Origin of the sequence: Flavobacterium labens (genome assembly GCF_048286755.1) — a bacterium.
GTDB lineage: Bacteria > Bacteroidota > Bacteroidia > Flavobacteriales > Flavobacteriaceae > Flavobacterium.
On sequence record NZ_JBLVPL010000003.1, the window covers coordinates 271,664 to 297,536 of the forward strand.

At 34.0% G+C, this 25,873-nt stretch carries 23 protein-coding genes; 5 read left to right on the forward strand and 18 right to left on the reverse strand.

The window, feature by feature from the left end:
• The first annotated feature begins 61 nt into the window (after positions 1 to 61).
• Both ACNQF8_RS10100 and ACNQF8_RS10105 read left to right on the forward strand, forming a co-directional pair.
• Positions 62 to 3,376: a chemotaxis protein CheB gene (locus ACNQF8_RS10100; RefSeq protein WP_417953300.1), complete on the forward strand. Its 3,315-nt coding sequence runs from the start codon at positions 62 to 64 to the stop codon at positions 3,374 to 3,376.
• Positions 3,377 to 3,456: 80 nt separating this feature from the next.
• A complete protein-coding gene (locus tag ACNQF8_RS10105; protein ID WP_417953299.1) occupies positions 3,457 to 5,601 on the forward strand; it encodes a hybrid sensor histidine kinase/response regulator in 2,145 nt (714 codons plus the stop codon).
• Positions 5,602 to 5,607: 6 nt separating this feature from the next.
• Here the strand turns inward: ACNQF8_RS10105 and ACNQF8_RS10110 are convergent, their stop codons facing one another.
• From ACNQF8_RS10110 to ACNQF8_RS10140, 7 genes are all read right to left on the reverse strand, one after another.
• Positions 5,608 to 6,339 (reverse strand): LOG family protein, encoded by a 732-nt coding sequence (locus ACNQF8_RS10110; RefSeq protein WP_417952198.1) that lies wholly within the window; start codon positions 6,337 to 6,339, stop codon positions 5,608 to 5,610.
• A gap of 148 nt (positions 6,340 to 6,487) precedes the next feature.
• A complete protein-coding gene (trxA, locus tag ACNQF8_RS10115) occupies positions 6,488 to 6,787 on the reverse strand; it encodes a thioredoxin (RefSeq protein WP_417952197.1) in 300 nt (99 codons plus the stop codon).
• Entirely contained in the window at positions 6,780 to 6,986 is a 207-nt protein-coding gene (locus ACNQF8_RS10120) for a hypothetical protein (RefSeq protein ID WP_315208337.1), read from the reverse strand. Before ACNQF8_RS10120 ends, trxA begins: the two co-directional genes overlap by 8 nt.
• A 26-nt stretch (positions 6,987 to 7,012) precedes the next feature.
• Positions 7,013 to 7,849 (reverse strand): methyltransferase domain-containing protein, encoded by an 837-nt coding sequence (locus ACNQF8_RS10125; protein ID WP_417952195.1) that lies wholly within the window; start codon positions 7,847 to 7,849, stop codon positions 7,013 to 7,015.
• 60 nt (positions 7,850 to 7,909) lie between these two features.
• Positions 7,910 to 9,325 carry an MBL fold metallo-hydrolase gene (locus ACNQF8_RS10130; RefSeq protein ID WP_417953298.1) on the reverse strand — a complete coding sequence of 472 codons (1,416 nt, stop codon included), beginning with the start codon at positions 9,323 to 9,325 and terminating at the stop codon, positions 7,910 to 7,912.
• Between the two features lie 79 nt (positions 9,326 to 9,404).
• Positions 9,405 to 10,193, reverse strand: coding sequence for a sulfite exporter TauE/SafE family protein (locus ACNQF8_RS10135; protein ID WP_417952193.1), 789 nt, complete (start codon positions 10,191 to 10,193; stop codon positions 9,405 to 9,407).
• A gap of 67 nt (positions 10,194 to 10,260) precedes the next feature.
• Positions 10,261 to 10,887 (reverse strand): Crp/Fnr family transcriptional regulator, encoded by a 627-nt coding sequence (locus ACNQF8_RS10140; RefSeq protein ID WP_417952192.1) that lies wholly within the window; start codon positions 10,885 to 10,887, stop codon positions 10,261 to 10,263.
• Positions 10,888 to 11,172: 285 nt separating this feature from the next.
• Here ACNQF8_RS10140 and ACNQF8_RS10145 point away from each other — a divergent pair, with 285 nt between their 5' ends.
• Both ACNQF8_RS10145 and ACNQF8_RS10150 read left to right on the forward strand, forming a co-directional pair.
• The gene (locus tag ACNQF8_RS10145; RefSeq protein WP_417953297.1) at positions 11,173 to 11,484 is read left to right on the forward strand and encodes a rhodanese-like domain-containing protein; all 312 of its coding nucleotides are present in this window, start codon (positions 11,173 to 11,175) and stop codon (positions 11,482 to 11,484) included.
• A gap of 65 nt (positions 11,485 to 11,549) precedes the next feature.
• Positions 11,550 to 13,130 (forward strand): NADP-dependent glyceraldehyde-3-phosphate dehydrogenase, encoded by a 1,581-nt coding sequence (locus tag ACNQF8_RS10150; protein WP_417952190.1) that lies wholly within the window; start codon positions 11,550 to 11,552, stop codon positions 13,128 to 13,130.
• Between the two features lie 429 nt (positions 13,131 to 13,559).
• Here the strand turns inward: ACNQF8_RS10150 and katG are convergent, their stop codons facing one another.
• The gene (katG, locus tag ACNQF8_RS10155; protein WP_417953296.1) at positions 13,560 to 15,806 is read right to left on the reverse strand and encodes a catalase/peroxidase HPI; all 2,247 of its coding nucleotides are present in this window, start codon (positions 15,804 to 15,806) and stop codon (positions 13,560 to 13,562) included.
• A gap of 388 nt (positions 15,807 to 16,194) precedes the next feature.
• Here katG and ACNQF8_RS10160 point away from each other — a divergent pair, with 388 nt between their 5' ends.
• Positions 16,195 to 16,641, forward strand: coding sequence for a tellurite resistance TerB family protein (locus tag ACNQF8_RS10160; RefSeq protein WP_417952188.1), 447 nt, complete (start codon positions 16,195 to 16,197; stop codon positions 16,639 to 16,641).
• Positions 16,642 to 17,005: 364 nt separating this feature from the next.
• On the opposite strand, the gene ACNQF8_RS10165 is transcribed toward ACNQF8_RS10160, so the two are convergent.
• From ACNQF8_RS10165 to ACNQF8_RS10210, 10 genes are all read right to left on the reverse strand, one after another.
• The gene (locus ACNQF8_RS10165) at positions 17,006 to 18,436 is read right to left on the reverse strand and encodes an OprD family outer membrane porin (RefSeq protein ID WP_417952187.1); all 1,431 of its coding nucleotides are present in this window, start codon (positions 18,434 to 18,436) and stop codon (positions 17,006 to 17,008) included.
• Between the two features lie 138 nt (positions 18,437 to 18,574).
• Complete coding sequence (locus tag ACNQF8_RS10170; RefSeq protein WP_417953295.1) at positions 18,575 to 20,269, reverse strand: bifunctional metallophosphatase/5'-nucleotidase; 1,695 nt, start codon at positions 20,267 to 20,269, stop codon at positions 18,575 to 18,577.
• 103 nt (positions 20,270 to 20,372) lie between these two features.
• Positions 20,373 to 20,798 (reverse strand): DsrE family protein, encoded by a 426-nt coding sequence (locus tag ACNQF8_RS10175; protein ID WP_417952185.1) that lies wholly within the window; start codon positions 20,796 to 20,798, stop codon positions 20,373 to 20,375.
• A gap of 9 nt (positions 20,799 to 20,807) precedes the next feature.
• A complete protein-coding gene (locus ACNQF8_RS10180) occupies positions 20,808 to 21,821 on the reverse strand; it encodes a c-type cytochrome (protein WP_417983499.1) in 1,014 nt (337 codons plus the stop codon).
• 73 nt (positions 21,822 to 21,894) lie between these two features.
• On the reverse strand, positions 21,895 to 22,392 hold the full coding sequence (locus tag ACNQF8_RS10185; protein ID WP_417952183.1) for a DUF6691 family protein: 498 nt from the start codon (positions 22,390 to 22,392) through the stop codon (positions 21,895 to 21,897).
• Positions 22,393 to 22,402: 10 nt separating this feature from the next.
• Positions 22,403 to 22,972: a YeeE/YedE family protein gene (locus ACNQF8_RS10190; protein WP_417952182.1), complete on the reverse strand. Its 570-nt coding sequence runs from the start codon at positions 22,970 to 22,972 to the stop codon at positions 22,403 to 22,405.
• Positions 22,973 to 23,067: 95 nt separating this feature from the next.
• Complete coding sequence (locus ACNQF8_RS10195) at positions 23,068 to 23,637, reverse strand: TlpA family protein disulfide reductase (RefSeq protein WP_417952181.1); 570 nt, start codon at positions 23,635 to 23,637, stop codon at positions 23,068 to 23,070.
• Between the two features lie 60 nt (positions 23,638 to 23,697).
• A complete protein-coding gene (locus ACNQF8_RS10200) occupies positions 23,698 to 24,906 on the reverse strand; it encodes an MFS transporter (RefSeq protein WP_417952180.1) in 1,209 nt (402 codons plus the stop codon).
• A 107-nt stretch (positions 24,907 to 25,013) separates the two neighbouring features.
• Positions 25,014 to 25,319 (reverse strand): DUF202 domain-containing protein, encoded by a 306-nt coding sequence (locus ACNQF8_RS10205; protein ID WP_315208301.1) that lies wholly within the window; start codon positions 25,317 to 25,319, stop codon positions 25,014 to 25,016.
• Positions 25,320 to 25,550: 231 nt separating this feature from the next.
• The gene (locus ACNQF8_RS10210) at positions 25,551 to 25,871 is read right to left on the reverse strand and encodes a rhodanese-like domain-containing protein (RefSeq protein WP_315208299.1); all 321 of its coding nucleotides are present in this window, start codon (positions 25,869 to 25,871) and stop codon (positions 25,551 to 25,553) included.
• Between the last annotated feature and the right edge of the window lie 2 nt (positions 25,872 to 25,873).

Sequence of the window (25,873 nt, forward strand, 5' to 3'; positions counted from 1 at the left end):
TAATTATTGAAACATAAATCCGACTCACCGAATAATAAGATAGAGAAATTCAAATTTCAAGATGATAAAAAATAATCAAGCTGGCCTTGGGGAAGGTAAAGTGTTAGATTTGAAACCAAATTTAAGAGTATCGGACGCAAATGCCGCTGATTTTCCAATTATTGGTATTGGAGCGTCTGCCGGTGGACTGGAAGCACTTGAATTATTTTTTAAAAATATGCCCATTAATACTGGTATGGGATTTATTGTGATTCAGCATTTAGATCCAACCCGTGTTGGAATAATGCCAGAGTTATTGCAGAGAATGACAACAATGAAAGTTCATCAGGCAACTGATACACTCCAAGTAAAACCCAATTGTGTTTATGTAATCCCACCCAATAAAAGCTTGTCAATCTTAAACGGAAAACTACATTTATTTGTTCCTTCAGAGTCTCGTGGCTTGCGACTGCCTATCGATATTTTCCTTAAATCTTTAGCACAGGATCGGCTGGAAAAAAGTATTGGTGTCATTCTTTCCGGAATGGGTTCCGATGGTAGTTTAGGAATAAAAACCATTAAAGAAAAAAATGGAATTGTGGTAGTGCAAGACCCGGCATCTGCAAAGTTTGACAGTATGCCTCGAAATGCCATAGATTCAGTGATCGCTGATATTGTTGCTCCTGTCGAGGAATTACCTGCTAAACTGTTGGATTTACTGTGCAATTTTCCCGAAATTCAAGCAGAAGCGGATATTCATATCAAATCAAAAAGTAGTCTGGACAAAATTATAATCTTGTTGCGGGATCAAACTGGGCATGACTTTTCGATGTATAAAAAAAGTACCTTAATGCGACGCATTGAAAGAAGAATGGGGATACATCACATTGATATAATACAAACCTATGTGCGTTTTTTGCAGGAAAATCCCAGTGAAATTGAATTGCTTTTCAATGAACTATTAATTGGTGTAACAAGTTTTTTTAGGGATCCCGCTGTTTGGGAGAAACTCAAAGAAGAAATTATCCCCAATATGATAAAAGATATACCAACCGGTACAACGTTGCGTGCTTGGGTTCCAGCTTGCTCAACGGGTGAGGAAGCGTATTCTCTAGCAATAGTTTTTGAAGAAGCAGTATCAAAAATGCACCCTCCTAAAAGAATAAAATTACAAATTTTTGCTACTGATTTAGACGTTTTGTCTATTGAAAAAGCCCGAAAAGGATTTTTTAACTCCAGTATAACAAAAGATGTTTCTTCAGAGCGGATTACTAAATTTTTCACCCTTGAAAATGATGGTTATCGTGTAAATACATTCATTCGTGAAATGATAGTTTTTGCACCTCACAATGTTACTAAAGATCCTCCTTTTACAAAATTAGACCTATTGACTTGTCGCAATATGCTAATCTACATGGAGCCGGAATTGCAAAATAAATTAATAATGCTATTTAATTATAGCCTCAATCAGGGAGGAATTATGATGCTTGGTAGTGCAGAGACTATTGCAAGCAGCATCAAAGGATTTGAAATTGTAGATTCTAAACTGAAGTTTTATAAACGGATTTCAAAATCAGTTTCTCCAGAATTCTCCAATTTTCCAAGTTCCTATTCCCAAACAAAAAGAGTAACCATTGATACTATGAAAGAAAATAAGGTCGTTGAAAACATTCAGACACTTACGGATCAAATTATACTACAACGTTTTGCTCCAGCAAGCGTGCTTGTAAATAGTAAAGGAGACATCATATACATTACAGGCAGAACCGGAAAATATTTAGAACCTGTTGCAGGCAAAGCAAACTGGAACGTTCATGCAATGGCACGCGAAGGATTGCGTAATGAACTGCCAGGAGCATTCCGGAAAGCACAGCAAAGTTTTGAACCTATATATATTGATAATATCAAAATAGTTGAAAACGGAGGATTTCATTTTATTAATCTCACGGTACAGCAAATAGAAAGTCCAGATGCAGTAAAAGGGATGATTATGGTTGTTTTTACTGACATTCCTAATAGTACTGAATCCGTTTCGGGAACTTCTAAATCAAGAAAACTAAGTGCGAATCTTAAACAACAAGAATTAGAAGTAGAGCTGAAACGCAGCAATGAAGATTTGAACATCGTGAGAGAGGAGATGCAAACTTCTCAGGAGGAACTCAAATCCACGAATGAAGAACTGCAGTCAACCAATGAAGAATTACAATCTACCAATGAGGAATTGACTACTTCAAAGGAAGAATTACAAAGTTTAAATGAGGAGCTTCAAACAGTTAATACAGAGTTACAAAACAAATTAGTTGATTTTGAACAGGCCAATAATGATATGAAAAACCTGCTCAACAGTACCGAAATAGCGACTCTTTTTTTAGACAAAGAATTAAATATCCGCCGATTTACTGATCCAGTCACTAAAATATTCAAATTGCGTGCAACGGATACCGGAAGACCTTTTACGGATTTAGTCTGCGATTTGAAATATCCTGATATGGTGGGTAATGCACTGGAGGTTATCAAAACGCTGACACCCATTCAAAAGGAAGTCGAAACTATTGATGGCAGGTATTATTACGTTCGAATCATGCCGTATCGTACGCTCGACGATCGTATTGATGGAATCGTAATTACTTTTACTGACATTACAGCTGCAAAACTTGCCGAAGAGTCTCTTAAGATGGAAAATCAATACCGCCGTCTTTTTGAGTCAGCCAAAGATGGAATTTTGATTCTGAATTACGAAACCGGTAAAATAATCGATGTAAATCCTTTTTTAGTAGGAATGTTAGGGTATTCTCACGAGCAGTTAATTGAAAAATCAATTTGGGAAATAGGTTCACTGAAAGACATTGTGACCAATAAAGACAAATTTTCGGAATTACAAAAAAAAGAATTTATTCGCTATGAAAATTTGCCGCTCGAAACCGCGAAAGGAAGAAAAATAAATGTTGAGTTTGTCAGTAATGTTTATTTAGTCAATAATAAAAAAGTTATTCAATGCATAATCCGTGACATTACGGATCGAGTATTTATTCAAGAGGCTTTAGTCAATGCTGAAACCCGTTACAAGTACCTTTTTGAATCAGTGAAGGATGGAATTATTTTCGTAGATGGTGAAACAGGAAAAATTAATGCAATAAATCCTTTTTTTACAGATTTGATAGGGGGAACCAAAGAGAATTTTATAGGAAAAGAAGTTTGGTCTGTTGAATTTCTAAAAGAAATAATAATAAACAAGTCTACTTTCACGGAATTAAGCCAAAAAAAATCGTTTCATTCTATTTTCAAGGAAATTGAAACAAACCATAATAAGAAAATAAATATCGAATTTATCAGCACGGTATATTTTATTGGTAATCAAAAAAATATTCAGTTTTTTATTCATGAAATAACAGTATAGCATTGTATGTAAGTTATAAAAGGTTGCATGATTTTCAATTTCAGACAATTTAATTAGTAGTATTTAAAAAGGCCGCACAAATGGAAAATAACGAAAATAATACCGAAGACCGATTTATTATCAGACAAAAAGCGGAAGAATTACATCGCATTAACGAATCAAAATACAAAGCTAAACTTTCAGAAGTTGACACTTTAAAGCTGATTCTTGAGTTAGAAGTGCATCAGATTGAGCTTGAAATGCAAAAAGAAGAATTGATGCTTGCGAAAGAGGAAGCTGAAATTGTAAAGCAAAAATATACAGAATTGTATGAATTTGCACCTACAGGTTTCTTTACATTAACAAAATCAGGAACAGTCGTCGAAATGAATCTTGCTGGTTCACAATTACTGCGGAAAGAACGATCTAAATTAGTAAATAGTCAATTTGGTTTCTTTATTTCTAATGCTACTAAGCCGGTTTTTAATCAATTCTTAGAGAGAGTTTTTCACTCTACGGTAAAAGAGTTTTGTGAAGTTGAATTACTTTTGGATGAAGATATTTCAATAAATATTTATTTGACAGGTATCGTTTTAGAGAATAAAGAGCAGGCGCTAATTACGACATTAGATATCACTCAACTTAAAGAAACTGAATCAGCTTTGCGCGAAAGTGAAGAGCGGTATCGCGAATTATTAAACAATTTGGATGTTGGAATAATTGTACACAACAAAGAGACTGCGATCATTTATTCGAATCCTAAGGCCTCCGAATTGATAGGGTTCAGTCAAGAAAAATTAAAAGAAAAGGATGTAGCCGATCCAATTTGGAAATTTATAAAAGAGGATAATAAATCATTATCATTAGAAAATTATCCGGTCAATCAGATTATTCGCACCAAAAAACCAATCAGTAATTTTATTATCGGAATAACTAATACGGACAGCACCGAAGCGAGGTGGTTTTTATTGGATGGTTTTCCTGTTTTTAAAACCAGCGATGAAATTGATGAAGTTGTGATTAGTTTTATTGAGATTACGGAGTTAAAAAAACTGGAAATTGAACTGACAAAAGCAAAAGAACAAGCCGAAGCCGCTAACAAAGCAAAATCTAGTTTTTTGATTAATATGAGCCACGAAATTCGTACACCTTTGAACGGGATCATTGGTTTTACGGATTTATTAATGAAAACAAATCTCGATAAAAATCAGATTGAATATATGAATGCGGTTCATGAATCAGGTACAATATTAATTGATATTATTAATAATATTTTAGATTTTTCAAAAATTGAATCTGGTAAATTAGAATTAAATATTGAAGAGGTTAATCTTTTTGAATTGATTCATCATGTAATCGATATTTTTAAATATCAAGCAGAAATAAACAACATAGATTTAATTGTAAATATTGATGCAACAATTCCTAATTATGTTCTGTGTGATTCTGTTCGATTGAAACAAATTTTGGTGAATTTAATTGGAAATGCAATGAAATTTACAAAAGAAGGATCTGTTGCGTTAAGCGTTAGGACTGTCTCTTCAGAAAACGAAAATCAATGTCATTTGAAATTTTTAGTTAAAGATACTGGTATTGGAATAAAAGATGAAAATCATGAAAAAATATTTCAATCCTTCATACAAGAAGATAATACAATTACCCGGAAATTTGGTGGAACAGGTTTAGGATTGGCTATTACCAAGCAACTTTTAGCTTTAATGAACAGTAAGTTAGAACTGAATAGCCATTATGGAGAAGGAAGTGAGTTTTTCTTTACGGTTGAATTAGAAAAATCAAATCATGAATTTAAATCAAAAAAATTAGGTAATACTGATGAGGTGGAGGAAGGAATTCTTTCCATCAAAAATTTATCAAATAAGAAAATATTAGTAGTCGAGGACAATAAAATCAATATGCTTTTAGTAAAAACATTACTTAAATCAATACTACCGGGTTGTGCAATATTAGAAGCTTCGGATGGTAAAAAGGCAATTAAATTGTATAAAAAAGAAAAACTGGATTTAATTTTAATGGATATTCAAATGCCACATAAAAATGGTTATGAAACTACTGCCGAAATTAAACAGTTAAAAAAAGACAACAACGTTCCTATAATTGCGCTAACTGCCGGAATAATGTTAGGTGAAAAAGAAAAATGTTTAGAATCCGGAATGGATGATTATATTTCGAAACCCATTATACGGTCTAACTTAGAAAAGGTGCTTTTTAAATGGTTGAAAAATTAAAGTCTTTTATCCAAACCATCGTTTAGGTTTGTACTCCTGTTTTTTTAAACCAAATTTTTTGATTGCATGTTTTTTAATATGTTCAACCAATTCCTCTACTGAGTCCGTTACAAATAACAGGCTCATATCTTCGTGACTGATGCTCTCATTTTGAGACATAATTTGAATATGATGGTACAACTCTTTGTGATATTTAGTGCCAAAAATTACAATCGGGAAATTGTTGATTATTTTATTTTGAATGAGTGTCAGCGCTTCAAATAATTCGTCGAGCGTGCCTATTCCTCCTGGCATTACAATGAAAGCATAGGAATATTTTATTAAAATAACTTTCCGCACAAAAAAGTACGGAATGTAAATCCATTTGTGCAAATAAGGATTAGGTTTTTGTTCAATAGGAAGAACAATATTGGATCCCACAGAATAACCTCCTGCTTCATAGGCACCTTTATTTGCTGCCTCCATAATCCCGGGACCGCCACCAGTCATTACAGTAAACCCTAATTTGGCTATTTCGGCACCAATTTTTTCAGCACTTTTGTAATGTTCTGTTTCCGGACCAAATCTGGCTGAACCAAAAACGGTAACACAAGGACCAATAAAATGCATTTTTTGAAATGCTCTAATGAAGTTGTATTGAACTTTGAAAGTGAAAAACAAGTTTTTTAATCGTGTCAAAGGCCCTCTTACAAATAAAGATTCGGATTTTGAAAGTCTATATTGGTGTGGTTTTTCCATTGTGATACTAAGTTAGGAAAAATAATAGTTAAATTCTGAAAGTTCAAAAACAAAACTCAAATGCCACTTTATTGAAAAAATACTGGTACACAAAAATTCAACAGATACAACAAAAAACAACCTCCATGATGCAAATGCTTTGGGCTATTTATTGCTTTTTTTCCAAAATAATTTTAATAATTTCTTGTTTGGATAGCACACCGGATTGTCTCCATAATTGTTTTCCGTTTTGAAATAAAATCATGGTAGGAACACCACGAACTTGATACTGACTAGAAATTTGCTGGTTTTTGTCCACATCAATTTTAATGATGGAAACGTTATCACCTAAGCTGTCTTTTACTTCTCTCAAAATAGGACTTAGCATTTTGCAAGGTCCGCACCATGTGGCAAAAAAGTCTACTAAGACTGGTTTGTCTGAATTGATAATTGTATCGAAATTATTCATTTTTATTGTATTTATTGTTAGGAATAGTACAACCATTAGAACCACAGCCTAAATTAAAAACGACCTGAATCAAGAAAAATAGTCCAAAACCAATGAACATCCATTCTTTTAAAATGTAGGCTTGAGCAAATAAAAATAAGGCAAACACCAAACGAACCCAGCGCATAACATGCCAATTTGTAAATAATAATACTTTCATTTTTTTTTGAAAAAAGGAATTTAGTTTTACTTGTTTATTTTTTTGATTTTATATTTCTCATCATAAGAAATAACTTGTTGCAATGCTTCGATTGCAATTTCATTTTTACTGACTATTAGTACCTCAGCAAAATTATTACTCATATTTACATTTAATATACCGTCAATTGCAGTCACTTTTTTTATGATGGTTTCCATACACTCATTGCACGTAATGCCTTCAAATTCATATAAATTCACAACAGCATGATTATTCTTTTTCAGTTCGATAAACAACTCTGAATTCGCTCTTGGTGCAATTGAATTTTTAGATACATCCATTTTCAAAAAATCAAAAGCATCTTTGAAAAGCATTTCATATTCTTCTTTGCTTCCGCCAAAAGGGGGACCGGATTCAAATGTTCTATTGAACAGTAATCCTGCTAGAATTGCATCATCAGCCAAAAGTTGATGCATTTTCCACATATATTTTTGCCGCATAAAAGGAGGCAAAGCACAGAAAAAAGTTTGCTCGATAATTAAATCATATTTTCCTCGATGTTCAAAGAAATCACCCAATATGATTTGAATATTAGGATTGTTTTTGAACTTTTCTTTTAAAACAGCAACTGGTGTTGGTGCAATATCGACAACAGTAATGTTAGTATATCCTTGCTTGACAAGATATTCGGCTTCATAGCTGTTGCCACAACCAGGAATCAAAATACTGCAATTTTTATCAGCAACCGTATCTACATATATTTGTATGGGAGGCGATACTTTGCCTAAATCCCAACCGGTGGTTTTGGCTTCGTATTGCGATTCCCAATAAGATGCGTCAAGTGTTTTATCACAGGAAACGACACAACATTTTATATCTTCCATAATTTGATTTTTTTGAAATAGCCATTACTATTGTTATTGCCATTGTCATTGAAATTGTTTTTATTTCAAAACTTTACTTTGGCACACAAAATCTGTTTTTGGCACATCCGTTTTTGCAATAGCATTAAAACCGCCTTCAATTTCAGTGAAATTTCTAAAACCACGAGCTTCCAGTATCGAAGCCGCAATCATGCTGCGGTATCCACCTGCGCAATGCAGGTAAAAATGTTCTTTTGGATTGATATCCTTTATCCATTCATTGATAACCGCTAAAGGCTTGCTGTAGGCTTCTTCAACATGTTCAGCACAATACTCACTTTCTTTGCGGATGTCGATTATTTTGCTTTCACCAATTTTCACCGCTGCAGCAAATTGTTCAGCTGTGATTCTATTTACGGTATCAATTTCTTTTCCGGCTTTTGCCCAAGCATCAAAACCACCATCAAGATGACCAATTAAGTTATCAAAACCAACACGACTTAAACGCGTAACGGTTTCTTCCTCTTGTCCCAGTTCACAAACAATTAGAATGGATTGTTTTACATCGGCAATTAAAGCACCTACCCAAGGAGCAAAATCGCCATCAATCCCTATGTTTATTGATTGAGGAATAAATCCTTTGGCAAATTCACCATTTTTTCGGGTATCTAATATTAATGCTCCAGTTTCTTCGGCAGCCACTTCAAATTCTACTACTGATAATGCGCGCATTCCTAAGTCCAATACGTTTTCAAAACTGTCATATCCTTTTTTATTCATTGCTACATTCATTCCAAAATAGGCTGGAGGAGGCAATAAACCTTCGGTTACTTCTTGAATAAATTCGGATTCAGTCATATTGGCACGCAACGCATAATTCGTAGCTTTTTGATCGCCAATAGTAGATACAGTTTCCTTGCTCATGTTTTTTCCGCAGGCACTTCCTGCACCATGAGCCGGATAAACAATCACATCATCTGCCAAAGTCATCACTTTATCTCTTAAAGAATGAAATAAAAGCCCCGCTAATTGCTCTTGTGTCATGTGCGCCGCTTTTTGTGCTAAATCCGGTCTTCCCACATCTCCAATAAACAAAGTATCTCCTGAGAAAATGGCATGGTCTTTTCCGTTTTCGTCAATCAATAAAAAAGTAGAACTTTCCATAGTATGTCCCGGAGTATGCAATACTTTTATTTTGATATTTCCAATGGTAAATTCCTGTCCGTCTTTAGCAGAAATACATTCAAATTCACAAGTCGCATTTGGACCATAAACAATTGGAGCGCCCGTTTCTCTGCTCAAATCAACGTGACCAGAAACAAAATCAGCATGAAAATGAGTTTCAAAAATGTATTTTAGTTTTACACCATCTCTGTCCAATCTGTCCAGATAGGGTTGTGTTTCACGTAATGGGTCAATAATTGCCGCTTCGCCATTTGAGGTTATATAGTAAGCACCTTGGGCTAAACATCCCGTATATATTTGTTCTATTTGCATGACTGCGTTTTTTAATTGTGTTGTACAAATGTACTTTTGTTTTTTAGTATAAACAGTGACAATTGTTACATTCCATTTTTTAATTGAAGAAAAATTCTTTGATAATAATATAAATTCCCATTACTAATACAAACCAACCAAAGATTGGTTTTAGTTTAGTTCCATCTATTTTTTTTGACAGTTTGATGCCAATAATCATTCCTATAAATGCCATACTTGAAATCATCAGTAAAAACGAATAATCTATAGGTGTACCAATATATAAATCACCTCCAAAACCGATACTAGAGTTTATAAAGATAATCAATAATGAGGTGCCAACGGCTTGTTTCATTGGTAAATTAGCAAAAAATAATAATGCAGGAATGATTAAAAATCCACCTCCTGCGCCTAAAAATCCAGTTACAATTCCAATCAAAAATCCAATTAGTCCCAGTTGTATATAATTTGTTTTTGGTGGATTCGGTACTGTTTTTGTTTTGCGAATCATAGCTATTGCCGCTGCTATCATGAGTACTGAAAAAACAATCATTATCAGAAAACTTTTTGATACTTGGTAAGAAGCAATAGAGAAAATAGTTTCCGCTATTTTTGGGAAAATGACTTCTCGAATGATCAGTATCGAAAAAACCGAAGGAATGGCAAAGTATAATGCCGATTTAATTTTAAGATTTCCCATTTTATAGTGACTGATACAGCCAAATAAAGCCGTAATTCCCACTATAAATAGAGAATAACTGGTAGCAGTTTCTGGATTTATTTTAAAGAGATAAACAAGAATAGGAACAGTAAGTATAGATCCTCCGCCTCCAATTAATCCTAATGAAAGTCCTATAATAATTGAAGCAAAATAGCCTAAATATTCCATCTTAAATTTTTTTGAAGTACCATTTTATCCATTTTATTTACAAAAAATGGACTTCATTGAGCTACTTTTATTTTAAAAGTTCAATGTTATTGCGATGTAAGGAAACTATTCCGCGTTGTTCCATTTTTTTCAATAAACGGGAAATTACTTCTCTTGAGGTATTCAACTCAGATGCAATTTCTTGATGGGACAATTTCAATTCTTTACAGCCACAAGCATCAGCATGACGTTTTAAATAAAATTCCAAGCGCTCGTCCATTGCCCTGAATGCAATACTGTCAATAACTTCCAATACTTCTTCAAAACGACTGCGATAAGAACTAATCACAAATTCATACCAACTGCGGTGCTGCATCATCCACTTGTCCATTAAAGGAAGCGGAACCATTATTAATTCGACATCTTCCACAACTTTAGCCATTATCTGGCTTTTTTCGTTTTTTGTAGCACAAATCATAGAAATAGCGCAGGCTTGTCCGGGTTGCAAATAATACATGAAAAATTCACCTCCATTTTCATCTTCGCGGTAAATTTTTATTTTTCCGCTAATTACTAAAACCGTGTTTTTGATATACTGTCCTGTTCGTATAATTACATCACCTGACTGATAGGAATGAATAGTTGCACTAGCTTCTATTTCTTTCACTAATTCATTAGAAAATGAAGGGAAAATTTTCTTTATTGGGTCAAGCATTTTTAGTCTTTTTTCTATCGTTAGTATTGTAAATGTAGTTTAAAAAACTCAAAATAGAATGGGATTTTTTGGACTTAATAAAAATACAAGTCCTTGGTTAGGTATGAATTATTTACTCGTTTCCTATGGATTTAATAGGCTATTTTTCGTAAAAATATATGTCTATTTTATAGTTTATTGATAGTTAATGTTTTGCGAAAACGTTTTCTAAAGATTATTATCTAATTAACAATTGTTGCGATTAGTGTTCGGTAAAAACGTTGTATTTTTACAAAAAACACTATTATGAATTTAACACAAGAAGATTGGGTTTCTCAGTTTGAAGCTGATGAAAACGCAGTGATTTTAGACGTGAGAACCGAAGCCGAATTTAACGAAGGATTTATAGCCAATGCCATTAATATCGATATTCATTTGGGACAAGGTTTTATCTCTGAAATTGAAGCGTTAGACAAAACAAAAAACTATTATGTGTACTGCCGCTCTGGAATGCGAAGTGCAAAAGCCTGCGAAATAATGAATGAGCTGGGTTTTGAAAATGCATATAACTTAGTTGGTGGCATTATAGAATGGGATGGAGAAGTAGTTGCTCCATAAAACGTAAAGAGGCAAATGCCTCTTTGTTTATTTAAAACTTAAATTAAAACATAAAATACATTAGTATGAATGTAATACCAGAAGAATTTCAAATTAGCACTTTATTAAATCAAGATACTTATTTAGTTGATGGAGAATTAAAAAAATGGACTGGCCAGACCACTCCGGTTTTTTCAACAATTTCATCTACTGAAGAATACGGCCCAACTATTTTAGGTTCAATCCCGTTTATGGGAGAAACTGAAGCTTTAGAAGCAGTAAATGCAGCTAGTGCAGCGTATAATAACGGTCAGGGATTATGGCCTACAATGAAAGTGGCGGATCGTATAAAATGCATGGAAAATTTTGTTACTCAAATGAAAACAACTCGTAAAGAAGTTGTTAAATTATTGATGTGGGAAATTGGAAAATCATTGGGTGATTCTGAAAAAGAATTTGACAGAACTGTAGAATATATTTATGATACAATCGACAGTTTAAAAGAATTAAATAGTCGTAGCGCTCATTTTTCTAAAGTGCAAGGAATAAATGCCATGGTTCGTAGAGGACCGCTTGGTGTTGTTCTATGTCTTGGGCCTTATAACTACCCGTTAAATGAGACTTTCTCGTTGCTTATTCCTGCTTTGATTATGGGGAATCCCGTAATTTTTAAACCAGCAAAACACGGTGTTTTATTGATTTCACCTTTATTGGAAGCTTTCAGAAGCAGTTTTCCAAAAGGAGCCATCAATATTGTGTATGGTCGTGGACGTGAAGTGGCTTCGCCAATAATGAAATCCGGAAAAGTAGATATTTTGGCTTTGATAGGAAACAGTAAATCAGCGATTGCATTACAAGACCAACATCCTAATAAAAATAGATTGCGTTTGATATTAGGTTTGGAGGCAAAAAATCCTGCGATAATCCTTCCAGATGCTGATCTAGATTTGGCTATCCAAGAATGTATTGCAGGCTCTTTATCGTTTAATGGACAGCGTTGTACTGCTTTGAAAGTCTTGTATGTACACGAGTCTATTGCTGATGAGTTTAACAAACGTTTTGCTGCCAAAGTTGATGCGTTAGTTTTTGGAAATCCGTGGGATGCATCAGTGTTTTTGACACCTTTACCTGAAAAAGAAAAACCAGCTTATATTCAGGAATTGATTGATGATGCTACCAGTAAGGGAGCTGCGATAATCAATGAAAAAGGAGGGAAGCATTCTTCAAATTATATATTTCCAGCAGTTTTATTTCCTATAAATAAAGAAATGCGCGTGTATCACGAAGAGCAATTTGGTCCTGTTGTACCTATTATTTCTTTCAAAGACATTCAAGAGCCTTTGAATGATATGGCTGAATCGAATTACGGGCAACAAGTGAGTTTGTTTGGAAAAGACATTAAAACGATTGCACCGCTCATTGATGCTTTAGTAAATTTAGTATGCAGAGTAAACTTGAATAGTTCTTGCCAAAGAGGACCGGATGTTTTCCCTTTTACAGGAAGAAAAGATTCAGCTGTAGGAACATTGAGTATTCACGATGCTTTGCGTTCATTCTCGATTAGAACCTTTGTAGCATCTAAAGACAATGAATATAACAATGCTATTTTGCAGGAATTATTGAGCAGTAAAGAATCTAATTTCATTAATACCGATTATATTTTATAATCTACTTTAATTAAAAATTGAAGCCGTCTCGTTTTTGCGAGACGGCTTTTTTATGTAGTTGAAGTTTGGCGATGAGATTTTTATGCTCAAAAAGTTATGTAATGCATCAAGCATTTTTTTATAATTATAAAATTTTCATTGCTTTACGGTTTCCCGTAAAGCAATGAAAATGAAATCATTTAGATTTGCTGATATAGATTAATTTATGGTTAGTTATCTATACATTAGCAGAAGTCATTTAATGGCACGAAGCCTTCCAAAAGGAAGGATTAGTGCCACTTTATGGCTGCCAGTTGAGTGATTAGGAAAAATGATAAATAGGAATTAATCGCAACTTATAAATTTTGATTAATCTGTAAATCAAAATATAAAACAAAAAAGGTGATCCGTTACCAGATCACCTTTTTAAACAAATTATAAATTCTAAAATTAAACTAAGTCGAAACGATCTAAGTTCATTACTTTAGTCCATGCGGCAACAAAATCAGTTACAAATTTTTCATGTGCGTCATGGTATCCGTAAACTTCTGCAAGTGCTCTTAATTCTGAGTTAGAACCGAAGATTAAATCAACTCTTGTTCCAATCCATTTTAATCCACCAGCCATTCTATCACTTCCTACAAAAGCATCATCAGATTCTGAAACGGCTTTCCAAGTAGTTCTTAAATCTAATAGGTTTACAAAGAAATCATTAGTAAGTGTTTCAGGTCTGCTTGTAAAAACTCCATTTTGAGACTTATCAAAATTAGTGTTCAATACACGCATTCCACCTACTAATACCGTCATTTCTGGAGCTGTTAAAGTCAACAACTGCGCTTTGTCAATTAACATTTCTTCTGCAGAAACGGTATATTTTGTTTTTACATAATTTCTAAATCCATCTGCTTGTGGCTCTAAAACGGCAAACGATTCAACATCTGTTTGCTCTTGAGAAGCATCAGTACGTCCCGGTGCAAAAGGAACTTGTACAGATATACCAGCATTTGCTGCTGCTTTTTCAACTGCTGCGTTTCCTGCTACTACAATTAAATCGGCAATAGATACTTGCTTGTTGGTATTTTTAGAGTTGAAATCATTTTTAATGTTCTCAAGTGTTTTTAAAACACGATCTAATTGAGAAGGATTATTTACTTTCCAATTTCTTTGTGGCTCTAGTCTAATGCGTGCACCATTTGCTCCACCACGCTTATCTGATCCTCTAAAAGTAGATGCTGATGCCCATGCGGTACTTACTAACTCTGAAACACTTAATCCAGATGATAAAACAGATGCTTTAAGTGCTTCAACATCTTGCTCGTTGATTAATTCATGTGTAACATTAGGAACTGGATCTTGCCAGATTAATTCTTCGGCTGGAACTTCATTTCCTAAATAACGTACTTTTGGTCCCATATCTCTGTGAGTCAATTTAAACCATGCTCTAGCAAAAGCATCGTTAAACACATCAGGATTTTCAAAAAAGTGTCTTGAAATTTTCTCATATACTGGGTCAACTCGTAATGATAAGTCAGTGGTCAGCATAAAAGGTTGGTGGCTTTTTGTAGGGTCGTGAGCATCAGGAACTGTACCTGCACCAGCATCACCTTTTGGTTTCCATTGATGTGCTCCGGCCGGGCTTTTTGTTAATTCCCACTCAAAACCAAACAGATTTTCAAAATAATTATTACTCCAGTTTACGGGTGTAGTAGTCCACGCTCCTTCAAGTCCACTTGTAATAGTATCAGCACCGTTTCCAGTACCATATGTATTTTTCCATCCTAAACTTTGCTCTTCAAGAGATGCTCCTGCTGGCTCAGCACCTACATAAACATTAGGATCTGCAGCACCGTGAGTTTTTCCTAGGGTATGCCCTCCAGCTATCAAGGCTACAGTTTCCTCATCATTCATTGCCATACGTGCAAACGTCTCTCTAATGTCGCGTGCTGCTAATAGCGGATCAGGATTTCCGTCTGGTCCTTCTGGGTTTACATAAATAAGTCCCATTTGTACTGCTGCAAGCGGATTTTCAAGCTCACGATCTCCAGAGTAACGGCTGTGCGGCTCTGTACTTAATGACAACCATTCTTTTTCTGGTCCCCAATAAATATCTTCTTGTGGTTCCCAAACATCTACGCGACCTCCAGCAAAACCAAAAGTTTTAAAACCAGCTGATTCTAATGCACAATTCCCAACTAAAACCATTAAATCTGCCCATGAAACTTTGTTGCCGTATTTTTGTTTTATTGGCCACAATAGTAAACGAGCTTTGTCTAAGTTGGCATTATCTGGCCAGCTGTTTAGTGGTGCAAATCGTTGTGTACCAAAACCAGCTCCACCACGACCATCAGCAATACGGTATGTTCCTGCACTGTGCCAAGCTAGTCTAATAAAGAAAGGTCCGTAGCTACCATAATCAGCTGGCCACCAATCTTGAGATGTTGTAATTACTTCTTTGATATCATTTTTTAAAGCCTCTAGATCAACTTTTTTAAATTCTTCGGCATAATTAAAGTTGGCACCCATTGGGTTGTTCTCTAATGAGTTTTGACGCAGAACGTTTAAACTAAGTTGGTGAGGCCACCAGTTGCGGTTACTTGGACCGGTACCCGTACTTTGTTTTGGAGCAGTTGCACCAGAAAATGGGCATTTGCTTTCTCCGTTGACATTGTACGATGTTGGGTTTGTGTTATTTTCCATAGTATGATTGATTTTTTATTTACTTAAAGCGAATTTACCAAAAAGTATCTTTACCTAATTTTATTTTCAATAGATAAAAACTATAGCTATTGATGGTGTTTGTGATTGATAAATTTACTAAAAATGTTTAATTAAACGAGCATTAGTTCATCAGGATATTATTAAGCCAGTATTAAATTCATAAATTAGTGAGAATCGTTGTTCTAAACTTTTATTGTTTTTGATATGGCTGTATTAGAGGTTATAAAAATCTGGGAATTGGTTTCCTGTACAATTTAGTAGTCTTGTATTTGAAAGTTTAATGATGACTAAAAATAAATGGTAATTTATTCCCAAACTCGAACAATGTGTAGGAAAGTTAGCAGTAACTTTAACAAAAAATAAAAATATGAGTTCATTTGAAGATAAAAATAATAGTAGCCAAAATCAGGTAAGCTCTGATTTTGAAGCTTGGGTTGGAATTTTATACTCTTGTATATCTGCAGATAACCAAATTACGGATGCGGAAAAAGCATCATTATCAAGACTGTTGCATTCTAAACAAAAATTTATTGGAATTGATATTGCGCCTCTTTATGCAAAATCATTCAATTTAAGAACGGAATTGGGGCAATTGAAATACATTTCAGCCTGTTGTGAACTAGTTGAAGATGAGGATAAAGAAACTTTATTTGCTCTTGCATTAGAAGTATTGCTTGCTGATGGAACATTGGAAAAAGAAGAAAAAAATGTGATCGAAATTTTATCAAATCGGTTAAAAATTGATGCAGAAATGACCAGTAAAATAATTGAAGTGATTTTCTTGAAAAATAAAGGAAATATCAAAGGGATATGAACCGGCTTTTCTCATATAGTCAATACTTAAAGCAGATTAAATCTATTTTATAACTTCTTTATCTTAAAAATATTACGTAATTTAGAGTATTCAAAATAGTAAACCACAAAACAATAATGACAATTTTATCACTATTGTCTTTAAAAATTATTTATTATCAAAAAGAAAATCAAAATAGCTAAGGAAAATATTCACCAAAGACTGCATCGGGAGCCTTTCATCACACATCCTAGATTGAAGTTTATTCCTAATATCGTTCTCAACCTGATTAGCTTTGCCATTTCACTTGCAGTGGTAGGAACTTTGTTGTATTTACTGCTGAATTATTTGATAATGAAGTTTTATCACTTGGATTAAAAGGGTTTTAAAAATTAAAATTGACAATAAAATTGATAGTACTCATGTTTGTCTTATTAAAAACATAATTTTTATTACCGTAAGTTTCACCCACATTAAATTTGTGAACATACAATAGTTGTGTATCAAAACCCTTTAAGAATCCTTGAAATTCATATCGAATGTCAGCATTAGTCTGCACATAAGAAGGCAAACCGTATTTATTTAATGCAACGTTTTTCACATCTGGTAAATTAAAATAACCAACTGCAAGTTGCGATTTGAATGTTTTTTTAGGATTTGTGTATTGTATTTTGGTCATTACGGCATTTACATCTCCAAAACCTTCATTGCGTTCCCTTGGCATAAATGTATAAAAAGGATCTCGTCCCCATTCTCGTGGCATTAAATACCTTCCTTTGGCTGTAATTCGGTTGTAGTTTAAAGTTAATTCCACCGTTTTATTTTTCCAACCGAGCCTTCCGCCAAAGGTTTGTGAGTTGCCATTTTTTTGAAAATAAGTTTTGCTTTGATCTTCATTTCCTCCAAAATTGAGTGCGTTTTGGTATATCATCTGAAACCCAAAAAGCAGTTTTGATTTTGAGTTTAAAGGATAGTTATAATCCATTTGGAACAAAGCGGTATTAAATATATTTTCTACATATTGATTCCACAAAAGTGTTTTTAGATGCTGCATGGATTCGTTTTGCACACCAAAAATATAAATTCCGTTACTGTCCAGATTCCCTGCATAATCAGATTTTGTTCCATCAGGATTCGCGCCGGATGGATAGATTCCTATAGATTCTCCCACATCAAAATATTTTAACGTGCTTCGTGGTGAGATTCCGTAGAGATAGCCCAGATTAATTTTAGTTTTTTTGATTTCATTAAAATCTACCCAAATTCCGTTTACTTCGGTAGGACGCATTCTGCCGTCTTGTAGGTTTATAAAGGAAGTATTCAGGAGCTGTTTTCCGATGGTCATATTCGAATTTTTATAATTGTATTTTAAATATAATTCTTCTAACCGACTTAAATTATCTTTGTTTGATGGGTTTTGAATATCAAAAAGTGCCACTTCATATCGATTTGGTGCATTGGTGATGGAATCTTTTTCAATAAAATCAGAGGAACCAATATTAAAAATATAGTAGCCGCTCACGCCAAATTGAAAATTATGAAATTTGGCCGTTTCAAATTTTACCCCTCCACCAAGGGCATTTGCATAATAATTAGATAAGTCACTTTCGTTATTGGTATTCATAAAAAAATAGCGAAAATGTCCACTGAAATTTCCATTTTTGAAAGCATTTAAAATCGAGGTGGAATCAATTTTTTCATTATTTTTTTCTTTCCAAACTGTTGACTTTTCTGAAATTTCCTGATGTTGTGCTATTATATTTATAGAAAAAAGGAGTGAGGTAAGGATATAAATTATTGCGAAAAAATTTTTCATTTTTGAACGTTTAGATTTGGTACAAAAATAATCCCATCAATATAAATGGGAAGTAACTTTTATCACATTGACCCAAAAAAACAAAGCCGAATGTTTTATATATTCGGCTTTATAACGTTAGACTTAACGACTTAAATTTTATCTGAAAGTATAATCAACACCTGTAACTTGAGACAGTAATGTTTCTGGAGCATCCAGAATTATAGCATTTTTTTCGGGCGTTGGCGTTACGGGAGAATTCTGTTTTAAATATTCTCTCATTACCGTATGTAAGGTTGAAGTTGTATTTTTGGCATCCATAACGCCTTTCATTCTGCAAAGCATATCTACAGGATCGCCATCACGTTCACATGCCATGATAGTATATATTTTTTCAGGATCGATTGGAATATTTTTTATGGTAATACTTTGCACTCTTTTGTCCATTTCTGCAAAAGCGTTAAATCGTACTTCCATTCCTTTGAATTTCACGACCCAGCCGCCAAAACGTTTTGAAGCATCTTGCGCAAAGACATTATTTAATTCTTTTTCGAGCCAGTTTTTCAATTGTTTTCCAGTTACTTTAGCGGTTCTTACGGTGCTGTCCACGGGAAGCATATCAAAGATAAATCCGTTTGTAATGGGAATATTTCCAGTTTCGTCCGGAGTAGTTTTTGGTGGACAAAAACGGAATCCATTAGAAAGATTAATATCTATTTCAGGATATTTCCAGTTTAAAGCATTTAGAATCATCGTGTCAATTGGGTTTTCAACCACAAAATAACGGTACAAAGGAATCGTGCTGTGACCAATAACCCGATTGATTTTTTCGTGATAAACGGCCTCTTTTTCTTTTAATAATTTCTCGATTTTAGCATCGGGGTTTATTTTTGGAGAATCGACTTCTATTAATTCATAGTTGTCTTTAATGACTTTACCGTTCAAAATTGTCAAATCTAATTTTCCAATAAACGAACCGAATGCTCCCGGTTCTACCACTTTTGAATATTTACATACTATAGGTTTTCGGACTCTTTCGTGCGTGTCGCCACCTAAAATATAGTTTACACCTTCACATTCTGGTCGGTTTGCCAACGCTATTTGCTGCGATAAACCTAAATGAGCAATTATAATTACGTAACTACATTGTTCCTGATTTCTTAGCATATCTACATAATGAGCCAGATTTTCTTCGGGATTGGTATATAAAATTCCTTTGCTGTAATTTGGACTTTGTCGCAATGGTACCAAAGGATCGGTGTATCCTAAAAAACCAATTTTTGCTCCAGCAATTTTCCAAATCGTATACGGCTGAAAAATAAGTTCTCCTCGTTTTCCTTCCCCTAAATCATGGTACATATTAGTGCAAATTTTTGGCGCATCCAAAGAACCCAATAAGGTTTGCATTTTTCTTTTTCCATAAATTACTTCCCAATTTCCAGGTAAGTACAAATCGTAATTCAACGCATTTAAAATGGGAACAAAAGCTTTACCAGTGGTTTCTACGCTTAATTCGCTGCCTTGAAACATATCACCAGTATCAATAGTAAAAGTATTTGGGTTTTTCTTTTTTAATTGTTTCAATAAGGTTGCCATATATGCATAACCGCCGGTTTTTCTAAAAATCGCTTTGCCATTTTCCCAGAATAATTCATCATGCGGATGAATCTGACAATGCACATCGGTGGTTTGAAGAATAGAAATTGTTAGCGGTTTAGAACCATCTATTCTTGTATCTAAGTTAATTTCTTCAGTCTGATTTGCATTTGCAATAGCGGAAATAGGCGAAATAATCGCAGCACCGAGGCCTAATGTCCCCACTGATTTTAGAAAATCTCTTCGGTTATTGCTCATGGTTTTTAGGTTTGATGGTTTATTTTTTAGCAGTTTTTTACAGAGAAAACTACAGCCAAATTAATGGTGTAGGATAGAGTAAAATAAATTTTACATTTTTAATTTAGAATCCACCTTTGATGTAACTCCAGCCTTGTTCTTGTTTTTCAACAATTTCGGCTATTCCTACCGGTACATATTCTACTTCCGGAATCAATTGATCTTTGGTTACTTTTTGACTTTTCATCGTGTTCTCACATACTAAAAAACGAACACCTTTAGCCTTAAGTGCCTTGATTGCTCCTATTTGCTTTGATTTCTCAGACATTACAAATGGCAAACCCATGCTGTGAATCACGACTTCGTATTTTGCATTAGGCCAATGTGTAGTCATATTTTTCAGCTGGTTTACAATTGCTTTCTGTTGTAAAGTATCAGTGGCATTGGTAAACTGAAAAACGATTTTATGGTTGTTCGGCTTTTTTTGAGCCAATGCAGCAATTGAAATCATGCTAAATACGAGAATGAATGAAAGCGTCAGGTTTTTCATAATTGAGTTTTAAGATTGTTTTTTTTCGTTTTTCTTTTTTTCTTCTTTTATAGGTTTGAAAGGTCCGAATTTATGTTGAGCTTCCGTAAACGAATCTGAAAAAGGACCAAAAGGATGATCCACCGGTTTTTTAGAAATATTGGGCCAGTCTTTACTTAAATCTTTCGATGGTCTGTCCAGACTTTCCACGTAAGCTGCAATATCCCAGGACTCTTCATCAGATAATTGAGGATTATCATAGGTTGCCCCTAATGGCATATTGTATTTTATGAATCCTGCAAAACGACTGATTCTAAACAATCCTGCACCGTTATTGTATGAATTTTTGCCCCAAAGTGGCGGATACGTATATTCTTTTTTATCTACTGCTAAAATTCCCTCACCATTCACTTGATGACAACTCGCACATTTGGCGTTATATAATGCTTTGCCTTTAAGAGGATCAGCAGCGCGATTTAAATATTCCAAATCATAGATTCCGGATGCATTTGCTTCTTTGCCTTTGGGAACATTACTGCCAATGTATTCAATATAAGCAATCATAGCTTTCATCTCTTTCTCGTCTCGTTTCAGAGGCTGGCCATTTAAGCTTCGTTCCATACAATCATTGACTCTTTTATAAAGGTCTTCCACTTGTCCGCTTCGTGCTCTCATTTTTGGATACATGGAATATACGGAACCATAATTGTTTCCCCAAGGCTTTGTTCCGGCATCTAAGTGACAATTGTTGCAATTGATGCCATTAGTGATTTGTTTCACACTACCATTTGGACCCAAATATTTAGCCGTATGTGCAATTAAGTCTTTGCCATATTCCACTTCCTGCTTTAATGTTGCATCGGTAATCAGTTTGATATCAGTTGGTTTCCAGAATTTTGCCGTTTCATTTTGTAAAATCACTTTTTTCTCTGCTTCAACATACAGGGAATCGAGATCCGGTCCACTATTTTGAAACCAAGCGGTGATTGATGAATTGAAAAACACAAGCAAGAACAACCCCATGACTAAGAAAATAATAGTCATAAAGAGATAAATCAGACTTTTTACAAGCGATTTAAATTGGACGATATTTTGTTTTTCTGGAATCATAAATTTATTAATGAGGCAGTTTGTCTCTAAAATATCCATATACCCAAGTTCCTACTATTGCAAAAAATAGGGTTACAATCATCACGGTTGCACCCGTTCCAATTTGTGCAAACAACGGTCCAGGACAAGCTCCAGTTACTGCCCAACCCAACCCAAAGATAAGTCCTCCGTAGATTTGTCCTTTGTTGAAGGTTTTGTCGTGGAATTCAATTTTTTCTCCATAAATGGTTTTAATATTGAATTTTTTTATCAGAAAAACGGATATTATTCCCACTATAACGGCACTTCCTATAACGCCGTACATGTGAAAAGATTGGAAACGGAACATTTCCTGAATGCGATACCAACTGATAATTTCTGCTTTTATGAAAACAATACCGAATAAGATACCAATGACTAAGTATTTTAAATTGTGGTACCACTTGTGTTCCAATTGACTCTCGTTGATACAAACCGTGTCTAAGGAACGCGTTTCGAAATCTGTATTTTGATCTTTTATATTCATAATTAGTAATTTAAAGTGAAAGAATAAATGGTAAAATAATGTTTGCCATAATCAATCCGCCAATGAAGAAACAACATGTTGCAATCAATGATGGCATTTGTAAATTAGACAAACCAGAAATAGCGTGACCACTGGTGCAACCTCCTGCATAACGAGAACCAAAACCAATGAAAAAACCACCAACGACCATCATGAAAAATCCTTTGAGTGTAAACAAACTTTCCCACGAGAATAATTGTTCTGGTAACATTCCGTAAATTTCAGTAATGCCGTAGCCTGCCAATTCGGTTTGTAGATTTCCATCAATGATAATTGGATTAGGATTTGATAAGAAGCTAAAGGCAATTACACCACCTAATAAAATACCGAAAACGAAAAACATATTCCAGATTTCTTTTTTCCAATCGTATTTGAAAAACTTTATGTTTGCCGGTAAGCACATGGCACAAGTGTGACGTAATGAGGCGCTAATACCAAATGATTTGTTGCCAATAATTAACAAAGCCGGAACTGTAAGTCCAACTAATGGGCCGGCAATATACCAAGGCCAAGGTTCTCTGATTAATTCTAAAATTCCCATATTTATATTTTTGTTACCACAAAGGTTATATTTATAAATGAGTAGTTATGTTACTTTTGTCACACAAGAAAAAAAAGTTAAAAATGACATTGATTTTATTTTTTTAATAACTCATCTAACTTTTCTCGGAACGAATCACTATTCCAATTGGCTGTTCCAATTTTGGCTACAATCACATTTCCTGATTGATCAATAAGATAAGTTGCCGGAATTGTTGAAGATTCCATTTCTACTGGAGGATTGCTTAGTGATTGATAAACGGGAAGAGTCAAATTTTCTTTGACCATAAAAGCATTTGCTTTGTCAAAAGAATCCGTTGTCACAAACAAAAAGACCATTTTATCCTGATAATCAACATATAATTTTTGAATACTCGGCATCTCGGCAATACAAGGCGGACACCAAGTAGCCCAGAAATTAATGAATATTATTTTTCCTTTGTATTCCTCTAATGACACAGTCTTTCCGGTTACGTCTATTAATTGCCATTGATAACTGGAAAGCATTTTTTGATCTGTTACAGCGATAGTTTTGGGCGAAAAAGCAATTAATCGGTTCAGTTGTACTTTTACAAAAGTGCCCAAAGGACTAAACAAAAGAAGTGCTATTAATACGATAAATAAAATATTTTGAATAGTAGATTTTTTTGATTTTTTTGGTTCCATTTTTTTAATTGTTATTCTCTAAAAAGAGATGATTTTAGATTAAAATTTGCGGCTTGCTTTTTATAAAGAGTCTTTCGGCATTCGGATTTTAATAATCAGTGACGATACAATGGTGATGACACCAATCAATATAATAGCGTAATTCACTCCAAATAAATCAGCGGTTATTCCTGAAATAATGGCACCTATCGCATAACCTAAATCCCTCCAAAGTCTAAATGTACCAATACTTTCAGCTCTTTGAGTTGGATTTGTGGCTTGAGCAATGGCTGATAAAAAAGTAGGATAAACTAATGCAGTTCCAAATCCCAGTAAGGCTGAAATAGTTGCTAATTGATACATTTCGGTACTGAAAGGAATACAAAGAATCGCAATTCCCTGTAGTAACATTCCCCAAAAAAGCATCTTTTTTTTCGAATATATGTCTGACATTTTTCCGGTTATCAATTGTCCAAAACCCCAAACGGTGGGGTAAATGGCAGTTATAACACCAATATTTTGTGAATTGTAGTGCAACGAAAGTAAGACAATAGGCAAAAGCCCCCAAATCATACCGTCATTCAAATTATTGACTAATCCAGCTTGGGTTACTGCACTTAATGTTTTGTTTTTGAAAGTAGTTTCCAGAAAAATATTATCTAATTTTTTGGTTTGATTGGTGGTATTTTCCTGGTTTACAAATACTCTGGTATCTTTCACAAAAAACAAAGTCAATAAAAAACCAATTATCGAAATTCCAATTCCCAGATAAAAAGGGTAGGGCGTAATGCCATATTTTTCAGCAATAAAACCTGATAGAAAAGCAACTAGCCCAACGGCAAAATAACCGGCGAATTCGTTGAGTCCCATCGCTAGCCCGCGATCTTTTTCTCCAACCAAATCAATTTTCATCACCACAGTACTGCTCCAAGTGAGTCCTTGGCTAATGCCCAAAAGGATATTTGCAAAAATCACCCAATTCCAAGATTCTGCATAAATTAAAATAAAGGGAATAGGTATGGCCAGAATCCAACCAAATAAAAGCAATTTTTTTCGACCAAAGCGATTCGCCAACTTGCCCGTAAAATAATTGGTAATGGCTTTAGTGATACCAAATGCGGTGATAAATGAAAGAATAGCCGTTTTTGAAGCTATACCAAATTCAATCTCAGCAAATTTTGGAATAATGGTTCTTTCCATTCCTATCATTCCACCAACAAAAGCATTTATGATTACCAAAATGGTAAATTGTTTCCAATTTTCCTTTAATCCAAGTTTCTTAGTATTCATATTCTATTGTTGAATGGTTCATTTTTTAGTCCAAAAAAAATCAATATTTTTCAATTTATTCTTGATGGAGCATAGGGGAGAAGGTATTATAAAGAGTTGTAAAGGAATCATTCATAATATTCTAATTGGTAATCGCCAATGTGTTTTTTGTTTTCGGAAATGGATTTTTTATGCTTGAAATAGTTTAGAGTTCCAAGTAAAAATATCACGAAAGAAATGACAAAAAGGGCAATTTCAATCAGGAAACTATTTTCCACTTTTAATAAATTTCGCAAACTCAATCCTGCAATTAAAAAATACATTGCCGTTCTCAGGAAGGCAAGAAAAGTAGATTGATTCGCTAGCACTGTTCGTTGTAACGCTAATCTTTCTCTTAAAATCAAGTCTTTGTTTATTGCTTTTGTGTCTTTCATATCCGTTTTTTTGAATTAAATTCAAAAGGTAGTTCAATAGTTTTTATTAAATTCAAAGGAATAAATTCATTAGTATCTCTTAAAAGATAATCAAATTTACTTCTTTATTTGAATCAATTTTGAAAATAAAATTTTCTAATAATTATATCAAATTTCGATTTATAAAAAAATAAACGTGCCGTTTAAAACAAGTATTTTTTTGTTTTAAACGGCACGCTACTTTAATAGTATTTAAAATTTATTTATTGCTTCGTTCACATCCATCCAAGTACCGCCATTAGTGACATTTTTAAAACCGTTTTGTTCCAAAATCATTTTGGCTTGACCGCTGCGATTCCCACTTCGGCAGAAAACAATAATTTGCTCTTTTCCTTTAAATTTTGCTAATTGACTCGCAACTTGATCCAAAGGAATATTTGTTGATCCTTTTACGTGACCTTCTGCAAATTCTGCAGGTGTGCGAACATCAACAAGGAACGCACCTTCTTTTAGTAATTTTTCCATTTGTGTGGTGTCTTTTTTTGAAAACATATTTTTAAAAATTCCGAACATGA

What these genes read in the sequence shown, in the direction of transcription:
- ACNQF8_RS10100 (WP_417953300.1), top strand. Translation starts at nt 62, where the DNA reads ATGATAAAAAATAATCAAGCTGGCCTTGGGGAAGGTAAAGTGTTAGAT.
- ACNQF8_RS10105 (WP_417953299.1), top strand. Translation starts at nt 3,457, where the DNA reads ATGGAAAATAACGAAAATAATACCGAAGACCGATTTATTATCAGACAA.
- ACNQF8_RS10110 (WP_417952198.1), bottom strand. Translation starts at nt 6,339, where the DNA reads ATGGAAAAACCACACCAATATAGACTTTCAAAATCCGAATCTTTATTT.
- trxA (WP_417952197.1), bottom strand. Translation starts at nt 6,787, where the DNA reads ATGAATAATTTCGATACAATTATCAATTCAGACAAACCAGTCTTAGTA.
- ACNQF8_RS10120 (WP_315208337.1), bottom strand. Translation starts at nt 6,986, where the DNA reads ATGAAAGTATTATTATTTACAAATTGGCATGTTATGCGCTGGGTTCGT.
- ACNQF8_RS10125 (WP_417952195.1), bottom strand. Translation starts at nt 7,849, where the DNA reads ATGGAAGATATAAAATGTTGTGTCGTTTCCTGTGATAAAACACTTGAC.
- ACNQF8_RS10130 (WP_417953298.1), bottom strand. Translation starts at nt 9,325, where the DNA reads ATGCAAATAGAACAAATATATACGGGATGTTTAGCCCAAGGTGCTTAC.
- ACNQF8_RS10135 (WP_417952193.1), bottom strand. Translation starts at nt 10,193, where the DNA reads ATGGAATATTTAGGCTATTTTGCTTCAATTATTATAGGACTTTCATTA.
- ACNQF8_RS10140 (WP_417952192.1), bottom strand. Translation starts at nt 10,887, where the DNA reads ATGCTTGACCCAATAAAGAAAATTTTCCCTTCATTTTCTAATGAATTA.
- ACNQF8_RS10145 (WP_417953297.1), top strand. Translation starts at nt 11,173, where the DNA reads ATGAATTTAACACAAGAAGATTGGGTTTCTCAGTTTGAAGCTGATGAA.
- ACNQF8_RS10150 (WP_417952190.1), top strand. Translation starts at nt 11,550, where the DNA reads ATGAATGTAATACCAGAAGAATTTCAAATTAGCACTTTATTAAATCAA.
- katG (WP_417953296.1), bottom strand. Translation starts at nt 15,806, where the DNA reads ATGGAAAATAACACAAACCCAACATCGTACAATGTCAACGGAGAAAGC.
- ACNQF8_RS10160 (WP_417952188.1), top strand. Translation starts at nt 16,195, where the DNA reads ATGAGTTCATTTGAAGATAAAAATAATAGTAGCCAAAATCAGGTAAGC.
- ACNQF8_RS10165 (WP_417952187.1), bottom strand. Translation starts at nt 18,436, where the DNA reads ATGAAAAATTTTTTCGCAATAATTTATATCCTTACCTCACTCCTTTTT.
- ACNQF8_RS10170 (WP_417953295.1), bottom strand. Translation starts at nt 20,269, where the DNA reads ATGAGCAATAACCGAAGAGATTTTCTAAAATCAGTGGGGACATTAGGC.
- ACNQF8_RS10175 (WP_417952185.1), bottom strand. Translation starts at nt 20,798, where the DNA reads ATGAAAAACCTGACGCTTTCATTCATTCTCGTATTTAGCATGATTTCA.
- ACNQF8_RS10180 (WP_417983499.1), bottom strand. Translation starts at nt 21,821, where the DNA reads ATGACTATTATTTTCTTAGTCATGGGGTTGTTCTTGCTTGTGTTTTTC.
- ACNQF8_RS10185 (WP_417952183.1), bottom strand. Translation starts at nt 22,392, where the DNA reads ATGAATATAAAAGATCAAAATACAGATTTCGAAACGCGTTCCTTAGAC.
- ACNQF8_RS10190 (WP_417952182.1), bottom strand. Translation starts at nt 22,972, where the DNA reads ATGGGAATTTTAGAATTAATCAGAGAACCTTGGCCTTGGTATATTGCC.
- ACNQF8_RS10195 (WP_417952181.1), bottom strand. Translation starts at nt 23,637, where the DNA reads ATGGAACCAAAAAAATCAAAAAAATCTACTATTCAAAATATTTTATTT.
- ACNQF8_RS10200 (WP_417952180.1), bottom strand. Translation starts at nt 24,906, where the DNA reads ATGAATACTAAGAAACTTGGATTAAAGGAAAATTGGAAACAATTTACC.
- ACNQF8_RS10205 (WP_315208301.1), bottom strand. Translation starts at nt 25,319, where the DNA reads ATGAAAGACACAAAAGCAATAAACAAAGACTTGATTTTAAGAGAAAGA.
- ACNQF8_RS10210 (WP_315208299.1), bottom strand. Translation starts at nt 25,871, where the DNA reads ATGTTCGGAATTTTTAAAAATATGTTTTCAAAAAAAGACACCACACAA.